At 70.0% G+C, this 13,461-nt stretch carries 12 protein-coding genes; 11 read left to right on the top strand and 1 reads right to left on the bottom strand.

What is annotated here, in order from left to right; genetic code table 11:
- Positions 1-85 precede the first annotated feature (85 nt).
- The 4 genes from ACFU7D_RS10835 to ACFU7D_RS10850 are packed head-to-tail and all read left to right on the top strand — an operon-like array spanning position 86 to position 4,766.
- Positions 86-1,249 (top strand): acyl-CoA dehydrogenase family protein, encoded by a 1,164-nt coding sequence (locus ACFU7D_RS10835; protein WP_378866812.1) that lies wholly within the window; start codon positions 86-88, stop codon positions 1,247-1,249.
- A complete protein-coding gene (locus ACFU7D_RS10840; protein ID WP_378866815.1) occupies positions 1,249-2,484 on the top strand; it encodes a CaiB/BaiF CoA transferase family protein in 1,236 nt (411 codons plus the stop codon). Before ACFU7D_RS10835 ends, ACFU7D_RS10840 begins: the two co-directional genes overlap by 1 nt.
- Positions 2,481-3,725, top strand: coding sequence for an MFS transporter (locus tag ACFU7D_RS10845; protein ID WP_378866817.1), 1,245 nt, complete (start codon positions 2,481-2,483; stop codon positions 3,723-3,725). The genes ACFU7D_RS10840 and ACFU7D_RS10845 overlap by 4 nt, the downstream gene beginning before the upstream one ends.
- Before the next feature lie 48 nt (positions 3,726-3,773).
- Complete coding sequence (locus ACFU7D_RS10850; RefSeq protein WP_378866820.1) at positions 3,774-4,766, top strand: LLM class flavin-dependent oxidoreductase; 993 nt, start codon at positions 3,774-3,776, stop codon at positions 4,764-4,766.
- 3 nt (positions 4,767-4,769) lie between these two features.
- Here ACFU7D_RS10850 and ACFU7D_RS10855 read toward each other — a convergent pair whose 3' ends face one another.
- The gene (locus ACFU7D_RS10855) at positions 4,770-5,756 is read right to left on the bottom strand and encodes a sugar-binding transcriptional regulator (RefSeq protein WP_378866823.1); all 987 of its coding nucleotides are present in this window, start codon (positions 5,754-5,756) and stop codon (positions 4,770-4,772) included.
- A gap of 162 nt (positions 5,757-5,918) precedes the next feature.
- Between ACFU7D_RS10855 and ACFU7D_RS10860 the strand changes: the two genes are divergently transcribed.
- From ACFU7D_RS10860 to ACFU7D_RS10890, 7 genes are all read left to right on the top strand, one after another.
- The gene (locus ACFU7D_RS10860) at positions 5,919-6,980 is read left to right on the top strand and encodes an alcohol dehydrogenase catalytic domain-containing protein (RefSeq protein ID WP_378866847.1); all 1,062 of its coding nucleotides are present in this window, start codon (positions 5,919-5,921) and stop codon (positions 6,978-6,980) included.
- Positions 6,977-7,822: a triose-phosphate isomerase family protein gene (locus ACFU7D_RS10865; RefSeq protein ID WP_378866826.1), complete on the top strand. Its 846-nt coding sequence runs from the start codon at positions 6,977-6,979 to the stop codon at positions 7,820-7,822. Before ACFU7D_RS10860 ends, ACFU7D_RS10865 begins: the two co-directional genes overlap by 4 nt.
- On the top strand, positions 7,819-8,472 hold the full coding sequence (locus tag ACFU7D_RS10870) for a DUF2291 family protein (RefSeq protein WP_378866829.1): 654 nt from the start codon (positions 7,819-7,821) through the stop codon (positions 8,470-8,472). The genes ACFU7D_RS10865 and ACFU7D_RS10870 overlap by 4 nt, the downstream gene beginning before the upstream one ends.
- The gene (locus tag ACFU7D_RS10875; protein ID WP_378866832.1) at positions 8,469-10,073 is read left to right on the top strand and encodes a sugar ABC transporter ATP-binding protein; all 1,605 of its coding nucleotides are present in this window, start codon (positions 8,469-8,471) and stop codon (positions 10,071-10,073) included. Before ACFU7D_RS10870 ends, ACFU7D_RS10875 begins: the two co-directional genes overlap by 4 nt.
- Positions 10,070-11,197: an ABC transporter permease gene (locus tag ACFU7D_RS10880; protein ID WP_378866834.1), complete on the top strand. Its 1,128-nt coding sequence runs from the start codon at positions 10,070-10,072 to the stop codon at positions 11,195-11,197. The genes ACFU7D_RS10875 and ACFU7D_RS10880 overlap by 4 nt, the downstream gene beginning before the upstream one ends.
- Before the next feature lie 68 nt (positions 11,198-11,265).
- Positions 11,266-12,231, top strand: a complete 966-nt coding sequence (locus tag ACFU7D_RS10885) for a substrate-binding domain-containing protein (protein WP_378866836.1) — start codon at positions 11,266-11,268, stop codon at positions 12,229-12,231.
- Positions 12,232-12,235: 4 nt separating this feature from the next.
- On the top strand, positions 12,236-13,461 hold a 1,226-nt coding region (locus tag ACFU7D_RS10890), incomplete at its 3' end, for a dihydroxyacetone kinase family protein (protein ID WP_378866838.1).

Genomic DNA, 13,461 nt, shown 5'->3' on the forward strand with positions numbered 1-13,461 from the left:
CTTGTCCCAACCCGACGAAGGGTTGCGCCCATCTTCTTTGCATGTTCAGATAGACGCATCAGCGTTCGTATATCGGGAGATGGTTGTGGATTTTCGGCTCACTGACGACCAAGAGGCACTTCGCGAGGGCGTGCGGGCCCTGGCGGCGAAGTTCGACGACGAGTACTGGGCTCGCTGCGATGCGAACCATGAGTTCCCGTGGGACTTCTACAACGCCTTCGCCGAGGGCGGTTGGCTCGGCATCGCCATCCCTGAGGAGTACGGGGGTGGCGGGCTCGGGATCACCGAGGCATCCCTGCTGCTCGAGGAGGTCGCAGCCTCGGGCGCCGGGATGAACGGCTGCAGCACCATGCACCTCACGATCTTCGGACTCAACACGATCGTGAAGCACGGCAGCGAAACACAGCGCCGTGAGGTCCTCCCCGGCGCCGTCGACGGCTCGCTGCACGTCTGCTTCGCGGTGACCGAGCCCGACGCGGGCACCGACACCACGCGAATCTCGACTTTCGCCCGGCCGACCGAGGGGGGCTACCTGCTCCGGGGGCAGAAGGTCTGGATCACCAAGGCCGGTTACTCGCAGAAAGCGGTCCTCATCGCGCGGACCAGTCCCCGCAACGACGAACACCCGACCGATGGCATGAGCCTGTTCCTCCTCGACCTCGACTCCCCTGGCATCGCGATGAATCCGATCGAGAAGCTGGGCCGCAACGCCGTGCCCTCCTACGAGATCGCCTTCGACGACGTCTTCGTTCCCGAGTCGGCGCGCGTCGGTGAGGAGGGCCAGGGCTTCCGCTACCTCCTCGACGGTCTGAACCCCGAACGGATCCTGCTGGCCCACGAGGCCCTCGGGATCGGTCGTGCCGCTCTGCGGAGGGCCGTGGCGTACGCCGGTGAGCGGGTCGTCTTCGACCGTCCGATCGGCAAGAACCAGGGCGTCGCCTTCCCGCTGGCCGAGGCCTCGATGCGCTTGGACGCCGCGGAGCTGGTGGCCCGTCAGGCGGCGTGGCGCTACGACCAGGGCCTGTCCTGTGGCCGGGAGGCCAACACGGCGAAGTTCCTGTGCGCCGACGCCGGCTTCAACGCCGCCGACCAGGCGATCCAGACCCACGGCGGGATGGGCTACGCGGTCGAGTACCACGTCGAGCGCTACTTCCGGGAGTCGCGCATCCTGCGCCTCGCCCCGGTCAGCCAGGAGATGGTTCTCAACTACATCTCCACCCATGTCCTCGGCCTGCCGAAGTCGTACTGATGGGCGCCCCCAACCCCGGAGCCGACGTGCAGCCCGCCCTGGCCGGCATACGCGTCCTAGATCTCTCCCGCGTGCTGGCCGGACCGCTGTGCACCCAGATGCTCGCCGACCACGGCGCAGAGGTCATCAAGGTCGAGGCGCCCACCGGAGACGAGACGCGTACGTGGGGGCCCCCGTTCGTCGGGCCGGAGACGAGCGCCTACTTCACCGGCATCAACCGCAACAAGGCCAACGTCTGCCTCGACCTGTCGATCCCGGAAGGGCAGTCCGTCCTCGGCGACCTGCTCGGCCAGGCCGACGTCGTGGTGGAGAACTTCAAGGCCGGTACGTTGGCTCGTTGGGGCTTCACCGACGAGCTCATCCGGGAGACCTGGCCGCGGTTGATCCATTGCCGGATCACCGGATTCGGCACCGACGGCCCGATGGGCGGCATGCCCGGCTACGACGCGGTCGCCCAGGCGTACAGCGGCCTGATGAGCATCAACGGCGAACCCGACGGGGAGGCCCTGCGCGTCGGCGTCCCGATCGCCGACATGGTCACGGGCGTCTACGCGTTCTCCGGTGTGCTGCTCGCCTTGCAGGCCCGGCACCGGACCGGGGTGGGGCAGCTGGTCGACTGCAACCTGGTCAACACCGCGGTCTCGCTCCTGCACCCGCACTCCCCCTCCTACCTGATGGCGGGCAAGGTCGGGCAGCGCACCGGTTCGGCGCACCCGACGATCGCGCCTTACAACAGCTTCGCGGCCTCCGACGGTCAGATGTTCATCGGGGCGGGCAACGATGGGCAGTTCCGCAAGCTCATCGGCGTGCTCGGTGTTTCGGAGCTCGCTGAGGACCCTCGGTTCGCGACCAACGGCGAGCGCCTGACCCATCGCGGGGCCCTCGAGGATGCGTTGCGGCCACGGATCGCAGGCTGGCCCCGCGGCGAGCTGAGCAAGGAGCTGCTCGCGCTCGGGGTCCCGGCCACACCGATCCACGACGTCGGCGAGGCGCTCGAGGACGCACACGTCCGTAGCCAGGAGATGGTCGTCGAGGTCGACGGCTACCGCGGCACCGGGATCCCGATCAAGCTCCGAGGCACCCCCGGCCGTGTGGTCAGCGCACCCAGGGCCCGCGGCGCCGACACCGAAGCCGTGCTCAGCACCCTGGGGTACGACGCGGAGCGGCTCGCCCAGCTGCTCGCCGAGGGCACGGCGCAGGTGTCCGTCCACGCCTCGGTCGCTGGAAGCAGGTGAGTCATGCCAGCCTCGGACGCCCGGTGACGTCCGCCGGACACCTGCCCGGAAGTGCCGGCTACCGACGGATCATGGTCGCGATGTTCGCCGCAGGCATGGCGACGTTCGCACTGATGTACTCCACTCAGACGCTTCTACCGGAGTTCGCCAGCGACTTCGCTCTGACCCCGACCAAGGCAACGCTCAGCATGACGCTGACGACGGCCACGCTCGCGGTGATGCTCCTCGTCGCCGGCCCGATCTCGGAGTACGCCGGCCGGACTCCGCTGATCCGGATATCGGTCTGGGCAGCGGCGCTGGTGGGCCTCGCCTGTGCGTTCGCTCCCGGGTGGAGCTCACTGCTCGCGCTGCGCTCGCTGCAAGGGGCGGCCCTGGCTGGCCTCCCGGCCGTGGCCACTGCGTACCTGCGCGAGGAGGTGCATCCGACGGCCAGTGGCCGCGCCGCGGGGCTCTACATCGGCGGTACGGCGATCGGCGGCATGGTCGCCCGGATCCTGACCGCGCCGATTGCCGACGCGGTCGGCTGGCGATTCGCCCTTGGGGCGACCGCGATCGTCGGCCTGCTGTGCGCCGTCCTGGTGACCTTGCTGCTACCTGACTCGACCAACTTCACTCCGTCGTCGGGGAGCTGGCGCACCATTACCGCCTCCGCCCGCCGGGCGCTGGCCGACCCTGCTCTGGTCGCGCTCTACGGATTGGCCATGTGTGCGATGGGCACCCTGATCGCGGTCTTCAATGCGCTCTCCTTCCGGCTGACCTCGCCGCCCTTCGGCCTGCCGCTCGCGGCCCTGAGCTTGGTCTACCTCACCTATCTGCTCGGCACGATCAGCTCCACGCTGGCCGGGCGGGTTGCGGACCGGATCGGTCGTCGTGCCGTACTGCCGGTGGGGTGCGTGCTCGCCCTTGCCGGCGTCGCCCTCATGTCGATCGATCAACTGGTGATGGTCATCGGCGGCCTGAGCCTGCTCGTCATCGGCTTCTTCATCGTGCACGGCCTGGCCAGCGGCTGGGTCCCCGTTCGAGCCCATGCGGCCGGGGTCAGCACCGCCCAGGCCGCCTCGTTCTACCTGATGTCGTTCTACGTCGGCTCCTCGCTCTTCGGGAACCTCGGGAGCACTGCCTGGTCGCATGCGGGCTGGCCCGCCGTCGTAGCACTCTCAGCCACCTTGCTCACGATCGCCTGCGCGCTGGCGTGGGCACTGCGCCGCATTCCCGCATTGAATCCAGACGCCGGGAGGTGACCTGGTCTCGCCGGGAAGCCTCGGGAGCCCTGCGCCGTTGAACCTACCGTGAAGCTCTCCATGCTGGACCGGTCCCGCACGCGGGTGGGGTACGCCGAGGGCGCTGCGCTGACCCACACGATCGAGCGGGCGGTGGCTGCCGAGCGGCTCGGCTACCACCGGTTCTGGGTCGCCGAGCACCACGCGGTTCCGGGGATCGCTTCGGGGTCGCCGCCGGTGCTGCTCGGTGCGCTCGGCGCGCACACGTCCACGATCAGGCTCGGGTCGGGCGGGGTGATGCTGCCGCACCACCAGCCGCTGGTCGTCGCCGAGCAGTTCCTCATGCTCGAGGCCCTCTATCCCGACCGGATCGACCTCGGTCTGGGACGCACCCTGGGCTTCACCGCACCCGTACGCCGCGCCCTGCGGCAGGATCTCGACGACCCGGACACGTTCGCCGAGGACATCGAGGAGCTCCGCGGCTATCTCGACCGCACCGCCGCTGTCACCGCGCGGCCGGCCGCCGCGCACCGGATCCCGATGTTCGTGCTCGCGACCGGGAAGGGCGTCGCGCTCGCCTCGCGCCTCGGGCTGCCGGTCGTCGTGGGCGGTCCGGTGCTGGACAGCCCGCGGCTGAACGAGCTGCTGGGGGCGTACCGGAAGGACTTCCGGCCCTCGTCCCGAGCGTCTGAGCCCTCGGTGACCGTCTCGGTCGACGTGCTGGTCGCCGACACCGACGCCGAGGCCGCCGAGCTCGCCCTGCCGGAGGCGTGGGCGATGGCCAGGTCGCGGCAGACCGGCGAGTTCGGTCCGCTCGAGCCGGTCTCGACGATCCGCGACCAGGCCTGGTCGAACCAGGTCCGCGAGCGGGTCGAGGCCCATCTCGCCCGTACGACCGCGGGCTCTCCCGCGACCGTCCGAAGGCGTCTCGACCAGCTGGCCGAGGCCACCGGAGCCGACGAGCTCCTCGCCTTCACCTCGACCTATGACCGCGATGCCCAGCTCACCTCCGACGGCGAGCTCGCCGGGATCATGACCGGCCGGGCTCAGGTCGGGAGATAGTCCTCAGCCCAGCTTGTCGAGCATCCGGACCGCGGTGTCCTCGTCGGTGATCAGGGTGTTGAACCAGCCGGCCCGCGAGCCCGCGATGATGCTGGGCACCTTCGTCGGGCCCACCGCGACCGCGATGGTGTGCGGGATGGTCCGGAGCTCCTCGTAGGTCGTGGCGACGAGGAACTCCTCGGGGTAGGGCAACGGCTGCCCGTCCTCGTCGAAGAACCTGGTGCAGATGTCGCCCGCGGCCTCACGGAGCCAGGGCGCGTCGCGCGGCACGTAGCCGGGCAGCGACTCGCGGGTCAGCGGGGGCGCGCCGATGCCGAGCACGGCCACCCGCGCCTGGCTCCACAGGTCGAGCACCCGACGGGTGCTCGGATCCTGGAGCAGGAGCCGGTGCAGGTCGGCTCCCGGCTGTGCCGGGGCATAGAGGAAGACCGGACGTCCGTCGAGCTGCTCGGCGAACATCCTGGTGATCTCGTTGGTCTGGTACCAGGCTTCGGGCTCGTCCTGCCCACCGACGGTCGGGGTCACCACGACGCCGGGGAAGGACGGCAGCGTCTCCTGGCTCACCTCCCAGACGGTGCGGCCCGAAGAGACCAGCAGCACGTCGCCGGCCTTCAGCCCGATCTCGGTCAGCGCCTCTCCGAGCCGGGCGGCGAGCGCCGCTCCGGCGAGGGAGCGGTGGAATCCACGCGCGACGAACACCCTGGCGAGGCCGAGAGCCTCACAGAGCCGCTCCTCCACCTCGGAGGCGCGCCGGGTCGCGGGGTCGACGACCTCGATGCGGACGATGCCTGTGCGACGTGCCTCCGAGAGCACCCGGCTGACCGTCGCGCGGCTGATGCCGAGCTGCTGGGCGACCTGAGCCTGGGTCGCCTCCTTGAGGTAGTAGAGCGTCGCCGCCGCATGCATGACCTCAGGGGTAAAGCGTGTGCTGGCCGCCCCTGCGGCCTCCAGGGTCGGCTGGTGGCCGTGCGCTCCGCCTGTGTTCTCCACGGCACCACTCTTCCACAGCCGCGCGTGTCGATCCGACCATTCGTGAACATTTGTTCTGGACATTTGTTCGCAACCTGTGGGACGGTGGATGAGCTCGAGTGATCAAGATCACCAACAGGAGGTCCCATGACGCAGGCAGCTTCAGAGGTAGACGGACGCACCATGCAGGCGGTCGTCTGCCACGGGCCCGAGGACTACCGCTTCGAGGAGGTCCCGGTCCCTGTCCCGGGACCCGGCGAGGCGCTGATCCGGGTCGAGGCCGTCGGGATCTGCGCGAGCGACCTGAAGTGCTACCACGGCGCCGCGAAGTTCTGGGGTGACCAGAACCGGCCCGCCTGGGCCGAGACCGAGGTCATCCCGGGCCACGAGTTCACCGGCGAGGTGGTCGCGCTCGACGACGAGGCGCGTACGCGGTGGGGGGTCGAGGTCGGCGACCGGGTCGTCGCCGAGCAGATCGTGCCGTGCGGAGAGTGCCGCTACTGCCGGCGCGGGGAGTACTGGATGTGCGGACCCCACGACATGTTCGGGTTCAAGCGCAGCACCCCCGGCGCGATGGCCGAGTACATGGTCTTCTCCCCCGCCTCCCTGGTGCACCGGATCAGCAAGGACCTTCCGCCCGCGCACGCCGCGTTCGCCGAGCCGCTGTCCTGCTCCCTGCACGCCGTGGAACGAGCCCAGATCACCTTCGACGACGTCGTCGTGGTCGCCGGCTGCGGTCCGATCGGCCTCGGCATGATCGCCGGCGCCGCGGCCAAGTCACCGGCACGGGTGGTCGCCCTCGACATGGCCCCCGAGAAGCTGGACCTGGCCACCAAGTGCGGTGCCACCGACATCGTCAACATCGCCGAGCAGGATCCCGTCGAGTTCGTCCGCTCGATCACCGACGGCTACGGCGCCGACGTCTACCTCGAGGGCACCGGGCACCCCTCGGCGGTGCTGCAGGGCCTCAACGTGCTGCGCAAGCTCGGCACCTATGTGGAGTACGGCGTCTTCGGCTCCGAGGTGACCGTCGACTGGAGCATCATCAGCGACGACAAGGAGCTGGACGTACGCGGCGCCCACCTCGGCCCGAACTGCTGGCCGGCCGCGATCCGGATGCTGGAGTCCGGCGTGCTCCCGCTGGACGAGATCTGCACCCACCAGCTGCCCCTGGCCCGGTTCCAGGACGGCCTCGACCTGGTCGCGCGGGGCACCGAGTCGATCAAGGTCTCGCTGATCCCGTGACCGCCGCAGCCTCCTTCTGGCTCGGCACGAGCTGGAAGATGACCAAGACCCTCGGCGAGGCCGGGGCGTACGCCGACGACCTGCGCTCGGCGGTCGAGGCGGGGAGCGTGCCGCCCGAGCTGCGGCTCTTCGTCCTGCCCGCCGCCACCTCCCTGGCCACCGTCCGCGACCGGCTGGACGGCTCCGGTGTGGCCCTCGGGTCGCAGAACGCTCACCCGGGCCCGGACGGTGCCGTCACCGGCGAGGTGTCCATGAGCATGGTGCGCGACGCCGGCGCGAGCCTCGTCGAGATCGGGCACGCCGAGCGCCGCACCCTGCTCGGCGAGACCGACAACATGGTGGCCGACAAGGTCGCGGCCGCGGTCTCGGCCGGGCTGACCCCTCTCGTGTGCGTCGGCGAGACCACCGCCGAGCGAGCCCGTGGCGAGACCCCCGATGTGCTGGCCCGCCAGGTGCGCGCCGCGCTCAGCCAGCTCGGGCGAACCAGACCCACCGAGCTGCTGGTGGCCTACGAGCCGCACTGGGCGATCGGCTCCGAGGGCCGACCGGCCACGCCGGCGGAGGTCTCCGAAGGACTCGGCGTCCTACGCCGGGCACTCGACGAGGACCTGGCGGGCACGCCGACCTCCGTCCTCTACGGAGGCAGCGTCCACGCGGGCAACGCCGCCGACCTGGTGACGGGCCTCCCCGTCGACGGCCTCTTCGTCGGCCGCGCCGCCTGGACCGCACCCGGCCTCCTCGACCTCGCCCACCGGTCCGCCGACGCGCTTCGTCGACGAACGCTCCACCGACCGAAACCCCCCGACCTCGTGTCCGCGATCGTTCGAAAGGACCCCAGATGACACGACCCCGCCGCCTCACCCCCTTCCGCATCGGCGGAGCGGTGGCCATCGCCGCACTCCTCGTCGCGATGACGCTCAGCACCCGCTTCGTCACCCCCGACGAGCTCGCCTCGATCGGCCCGGAGACCTTCGACCCGGCCCAGACCGCCGCGGACCTCTTCGCCGAGGCGAACGAGACCATCCCCGATGCCGCGACGCCCCTTCCCGAGCTCCTCGCCGGGCTCCAGCAGGATGTCGCCAAGACCGCCGACGACCTCGACGCGTCCAGGCCCAACGACACCACCTACCTGTTTCCCGTACGCGGCACCGCGACCGTCGTCGCGACCCAGCAGCAGGCTGTCGAGATCACCGTCGAAGGCGTACCCGGGACGACTCCGCTCAGCCTCGCCTCCGGACCGGCGACCAACGGCGCGGTCCTGCGCGACGCCCTCGGCTTCAAGTTCGGAGACGCCTCCAACCAGACCACCTACCAGCAGGTCGGGGACGAGCTGAAGGCCCTCGTCCGCGAGCAGATCGAGCAGGGCGCGAAGGTCGCGCCCGGCTCGAAGCTCGACTTCACCGGGATCGTGAGCGTCACCGACACCGGCATGCCGCAGCCCGCGGCCAAGCCGGTGCAGGTCCAGCCCCTGACCGTGGAGGTCGTCCGATGAGCGCAGCGGCCACGGAGACCGTCCGCACAGGCGCCGCCGAGATCGGTCAGGTGGTGCTCCGCGCGGTCGGGATCTCCAAGACGTACGGCGTCACCAAGGCGCTCAAGGGCGTCGACTTCGAGGTCCGCGCCGGCCAGGTCACCGTGCTCTTCGGGGAGAACGGCGCCGGGAAGTCGACACTCATGAAGATCCTTTCCGGCGTCGAGCAGCCCACCGGCGGCCAGCTGGTCCTGCACGACGAGCCGGTCACCCTGGAGAACACCGTCGACGCGGTCGAACGCGGGATCTCGATCATCCACCAGGAGACGAACCTCTGCCCGAACCTCAACGTACGGGACAACATCTTCCTCGGCCGCGAGCTCCACACCCGGATGGGCGGGATCGACTACTCCCGCGAGGCCGACATCACCTCGCGGCTGATGCGCCAGCTCGAGGAGGAGATCTCGCCTCAGACGCCGGTGGCCGACCTCCGGATGGGCCAGCAGCAGATCGTCGAGATCGCGCGGGCGCTGGCCGCCGAGGCCCGGATCCTGATCATGGACGAGCCCACCTCGGCGCTGAGCGCGAGCGAGGTCGAGGTGCTGTTCCGGGTCATCCGGGAGCTCACCGCCAACGGCGTCGCGATCGTCTACATCTCCCACCACCTCGAGGAGGCGATCAGCATCGCCGACCACGCGGTGGTGCTCCGCGACGGCGAGCTGGTCGCGCACGAGCCGGCGAGCCGGATCGACCTGCCCTGGGTGGTGCACCGGATGACCGGCCGCCAGGCGGAATACGACTTCCGCGAGGAGCCTCGTGGCTTCGGCGAGGTCGCTCTCTCGGTCCGCAACCTCACCGTCGCCGACCTCGGCACCGGACGCATCGTGGTCGACGACGTCTCCCTCGACGTACGCACCGGCGAGATCGTCTGCCTCTACGGCCTGATGGGCGCCGGGCGTACCGAGCTGATGGAAACGCTCGCCGGGCGCGACCCGATGACCGCCGGCGAGGTGCTGCTGAACGGCGAGGACATCGCCGGGCTCAGCGTCAGCGAGCGCATCTCCCGTGGCCTCGGGCTCGTCCCCGAGGACCGCCAGCGCGACGGCGTCGTCCAGCTGCTCAGCGTCGGCAGCAACCTCTCGCTCGCCGGCCTGCGCTCGGTGGTACGCCGCGGTCTGATCTCCAAGAGCGCGGAGTCCGACCGGATCAGGCGTGGCATGGACGAGGTGACCGTCAAGGCCGCCGGCCCGGGCACCCCGATCACCTCCCTGTCCGGCGGCAACCAGCAGAAGGTCGTGATCGGGAAGCTGCTGATGACCGATCCGAGCGTACTGCTCCTCGACGAGCCCACCCGCGGCATCGACGTCGGGGCCAAGGGCGAGATCTTCGCCCTGCTCTTCCAGGAGGCCCAGAAGGGCCTTGGCGTCCTCTACGTCACCTCGGAGATCGGTGAGGCGATGACCGCCTCCCACCGCGTCGTCGTGATGAACAAGGGCCGCATCGTGCGCGAGTTCGACCCACGTACGAGCACCCGGGCCGAGGTCATGGCCGCCTCCGGCGAGTCAGCGAACCCGACGACCGACCCCACGACCACCGACGAAGCCATCGGAGGCATGCAGTGACCGCAACCAACGCATCGGCCGAGGCGACATCACGCCCACAGAGCCCTGCCGGAGGCCTCACCTCCCGGCTCCGCTCGATCACGCTCAGCAACGCTCTGGTCGAAGGCCGGGCCCTGCTCGCCCTGATCCTCATCATCGCGGTGTTCGCGCTGCTCAGCGACAACTACCTCGACCCCGGAAACCTGGTGACCATCACCAAGCAGGTCGCCTTCAACGCGATCTTGGCGCTCGGCATGCTGATGGTCATCCTCAACGGCGGGATCGACCTCTCGGTCGGCTCCACCGTGGGGCTGACCGGCGCGGTGGCCGGCAACCTCTTCCGCGGCCTCGACCTCCCGCTTACCCAGGCGATCATGTTCCCGCAGGTCTGGGTGATCGTGGTGATCTCCGTCGGGGTCGGCGCGCTGGTCGGCTACGCCAACGGGCTGCTGATCTCGCGACTGCGCCTCGCCCCGTTCATCGTCACCCTGGGGATGCTCTACGTGGGGCGCGGCCTGACCGAGGTGCTGCTCAACGGGCAGAACATCACCAACGAGCTCCGCGGCCAGGAGGGGCTGGGCAACACCGGCTTCTTCGAGGTCTTCGCCAGCCGCCCCCTCGGGCTGCCGATCTCGGCATGGGTGATGATCGCGCTCGCGGTCCTGGCCTCGATCCTGCTGGTTCGATCGCCGTTCGGCCGGTGGCTCTACGCCAGCGGCAGCAACGAGCGGGCCGCCGAGCTCTCCGGCGTACCGGTCACCCGGGTCAAGACGAGGATCTACGTCATCGCCGGCACCTGCGCCGGCATCGTCGGTCTGCTCCAGATCGCCAACATCAGCTCCGCGACCGCCGACCTGGGCCAGTTCTACGAGCTCAACGCGATCGCCGCGGTCGTCATCGGCGGCGCCGCCCTCTCGGGAGGTCGCGGCACGGTCAGGGGCACCATCATCGGCGCCTTCGTGATCGGGTTCCTCGCCAACGGCCTGGTCATCGTCGGCGTCTCGCCGTTCTGGCAGCAGGTCATCACCGGGGCAGTGATCATCCTCGCCGTCGCCGTCGACCGGATCCAGCAGATCGCCCAGAACCGCGGGGCCGCGCGGCGGGCCGCAGCCGAGGTCCGCACCGCCGCGAGCACTCCCGCATGAACGCCGTCATCCACCGTTCCCACCACCAGGACGCGGCAGGTCCGCGACCGATCGAGAGGACACACCCCATGAAGCGAATTCTCGCCGGCATCGCCGCCACCGGGCTCGCCCTGAGCCTGGCCGCGTGCGGCTCGGAGGCCACCGACGACGCGGGCGGCAAGGGTGGCGGCACCATCGCCATCATCACCGTCGACCCCTCCAACCCCTACTGGAAGGCCGAGGTCGACACCGCGAAGAGGGCCGCCACCGAGCTGGGCTACGACTCCTACACCGCAGCGCACGGCAACGACCCGGACGAGCAGAACACCTTGATCGAGACCGCCGTCAACGACGACGTCGACGGGATCCTGCTCGACCCGGCCGGAGCCGACGAGTCGATCGCCGCGGTGCAGAAGGTCGTCGACGCCGACATCCCGATCGTGCTGATCAACGCCGAGATCTCCGAGACCGGGCTCGCCGCGTCCCAGATCGTCTCCAACAACGCCCAGGGTGCCACCGTCGGCGCCGAGGCCTGGGCCGCGTCGATGAACTACAAGGGGACGTATGTCGAGCTGTTCGGCAACCCCAGCGACAACAACGCCCAGGTCCGCTCCGACGGCTACGAGCAGGTCCTCGGCCAGTACCCGGATCTGAAGAAGGTCGGCGAGGAGATCGCCAACTGGGACCGCCAGGAGGGCCAGGAGAAGATGGAGGCGCTGCTCGCAAAGAACCCCGACATCACCGGGGTCGTCTCGGGCAACGACGAGATGGCGCTCGGCGCGGTCAACGCGCTCAAGGCCAAGGGCAAGCTCGACCAGGTCAAGGTCCTCGGCTTCGACGGCAGCCAGGACGCCGTCGACGCGGTGAGGTCCGGCGAGCTGGTGGCCACCGTGGTCCAGCCCATCGTCGAGGGCACCAACAGCGCGATCGAGCAGCTCGACAGCGTCATCACCTCCGGCGATACCGGCGCATCGGAGGAGAAGCAGGCCCTCGACTGCGTCCTGGTCACCAAGGACAACGTCGACTCCGTCGAGAACTTCGTCATCAGCGAGTGACGCGATGACCCACATCTACAACGATCCCGACACCTTCAAGAGCGACGTCCTCACCGGCTTCGCCACCGCCCATCCCCGCTACGTCGAACGGGTTACCGACGCCTCCGGGTTCATCCGCGCGGGCGGTCCGCTGGCCGGCAAGGTCTCGCTCGTCATCGGCGGCGGGTCGGGCCACTACCCCTCCTACAACGGGGTCGTCGGCACCGGCTTCGCCGACGGCGCCGTGCTCGGCGACATCTTCGCCTCGCCGTCCGCCGAGCAGGTCTACCGCATCGCCCGCGCCGCCCACGGTGGCGCGGGGGTGGTGCTGGCCTTCGGCAACTACGCCGGCGACCGGCTCAACTTCGGCGTCGCGGCCGACCGGCTGCGCGCGGAGGGCGTGGACGTACGCGTCGTGTGGGTGACCGACGACGTGGCCTCCGCATCCTCCGACGCGGTCGAGGGCCGCCGCGGCATCGCCGGGACCTTCACGGTCTACAAGATGGCGGGAGCCGCGGCCGAGGAGGGCCGGGACCTGGACGAGGTCGAGCGGCTCATGCGGCACGCCAACGCGGCGACGTACTCCTTCGGGGTGGCCTTCGACGGCTGCACCCTGCCGGGGGCGCGGGACGCTCTCTTCCATGTGCAGGAGGGCCAGGTGGACTTCGGGCTCGGGATCCACGGCGAGCCCGGCATCAGCACCACCGATTGGATCCCCGCCGCGAGGCTGGCCGACCAGCTCGTCGACCGTGTGCTCGCGGAGCGACCGGCCTCGGCCGACGGCCGGGCCGCAGTGCTGCTCAACGGCCTCGGCTCGACGAAGTACGAGGAGCTCTACGTGCTCTGGAGCGAGGTCGAGCCCCGGTTGCGAGCCGCGGGAGTCGACCTGATCGACCCAGAGGTCGGTGAGCTGGTCACCAGCCTCGACATGGCGGGCTGCTCGCTCACCGTGACGTGGCTCGACGACGAGCTCGAACCGCTGTGGCGGGCTCCGGCCGACACCCCGGCCTACCGCCGGGGCCATGCCGTCGCCGGCGGACGGTTCACCGAACGGGCGGCCTCCGTCGCTGCCACGGCGGAGGGTACGCAGGAGACGGCGAGCCCGGCCTCCCGCCGGCACGCGACGATCGCGCAGAGCCTCCTCACCACGCTCGCGGCGACGGTCGAGGAGCACAAGGAACGGCTCGGTGAGATCGACGCGATCGCCGGCGACGGCGACCACGGCATCGGCATGAGTCGCGGATCCAAGGC

It is taken from the genome of Nocardioides sp. NPDC057577, assembly GCF_042801335.1.
Classification (GTDB): Bacteria; Actinomycetota; Actinomycetes; order Propionibacteriales; family Nocardioidaceae; genus Nocardioides.

What these genes read in the sequence shown, in the direction of transcription:
- ACFU7D_RS10840 (WP_378866815.1), top strand. Translation starts at nt 1,249, where the DNA reads ATGGGCGCCCCCAACCCCGGAGCCGACGTGCAGCCCGCCCTGGCCGGC.
- ACFU7D_RS10860 (WP_378866847.1), top strand. Translation starts at nt 5,919, where the DNA reads ATGCAGGCGGTCGTCTGCCACGGGCCCGAGGACTACCGCTTCGAGGAG.
- ACFU7D_RS10870 (WP_378866829.1), top strand. Translation starts at nt 7,819, where the DNA reads ATGACACGACCCCGCCGCCTCACCCCCTTCCGCATCGGCGGAGCGGTG.
- ACFU7D_RS10875 (WP_378866832.1), top strand. Translation starts at nt 8,469, where the DNA reads ATGAGCGCAGCGGCCACGGAGACCGTCCGCACAGGCGCCGCCGAGATC.
- ACFU7D_RS10885 (WP_378866836.1), top strand. Translation starts at nt 11,266, where the DNA reads ATGAAGCGAATTCTCGCCGGCATCGCCGCCACCGGGCTCGCCCTGAGC.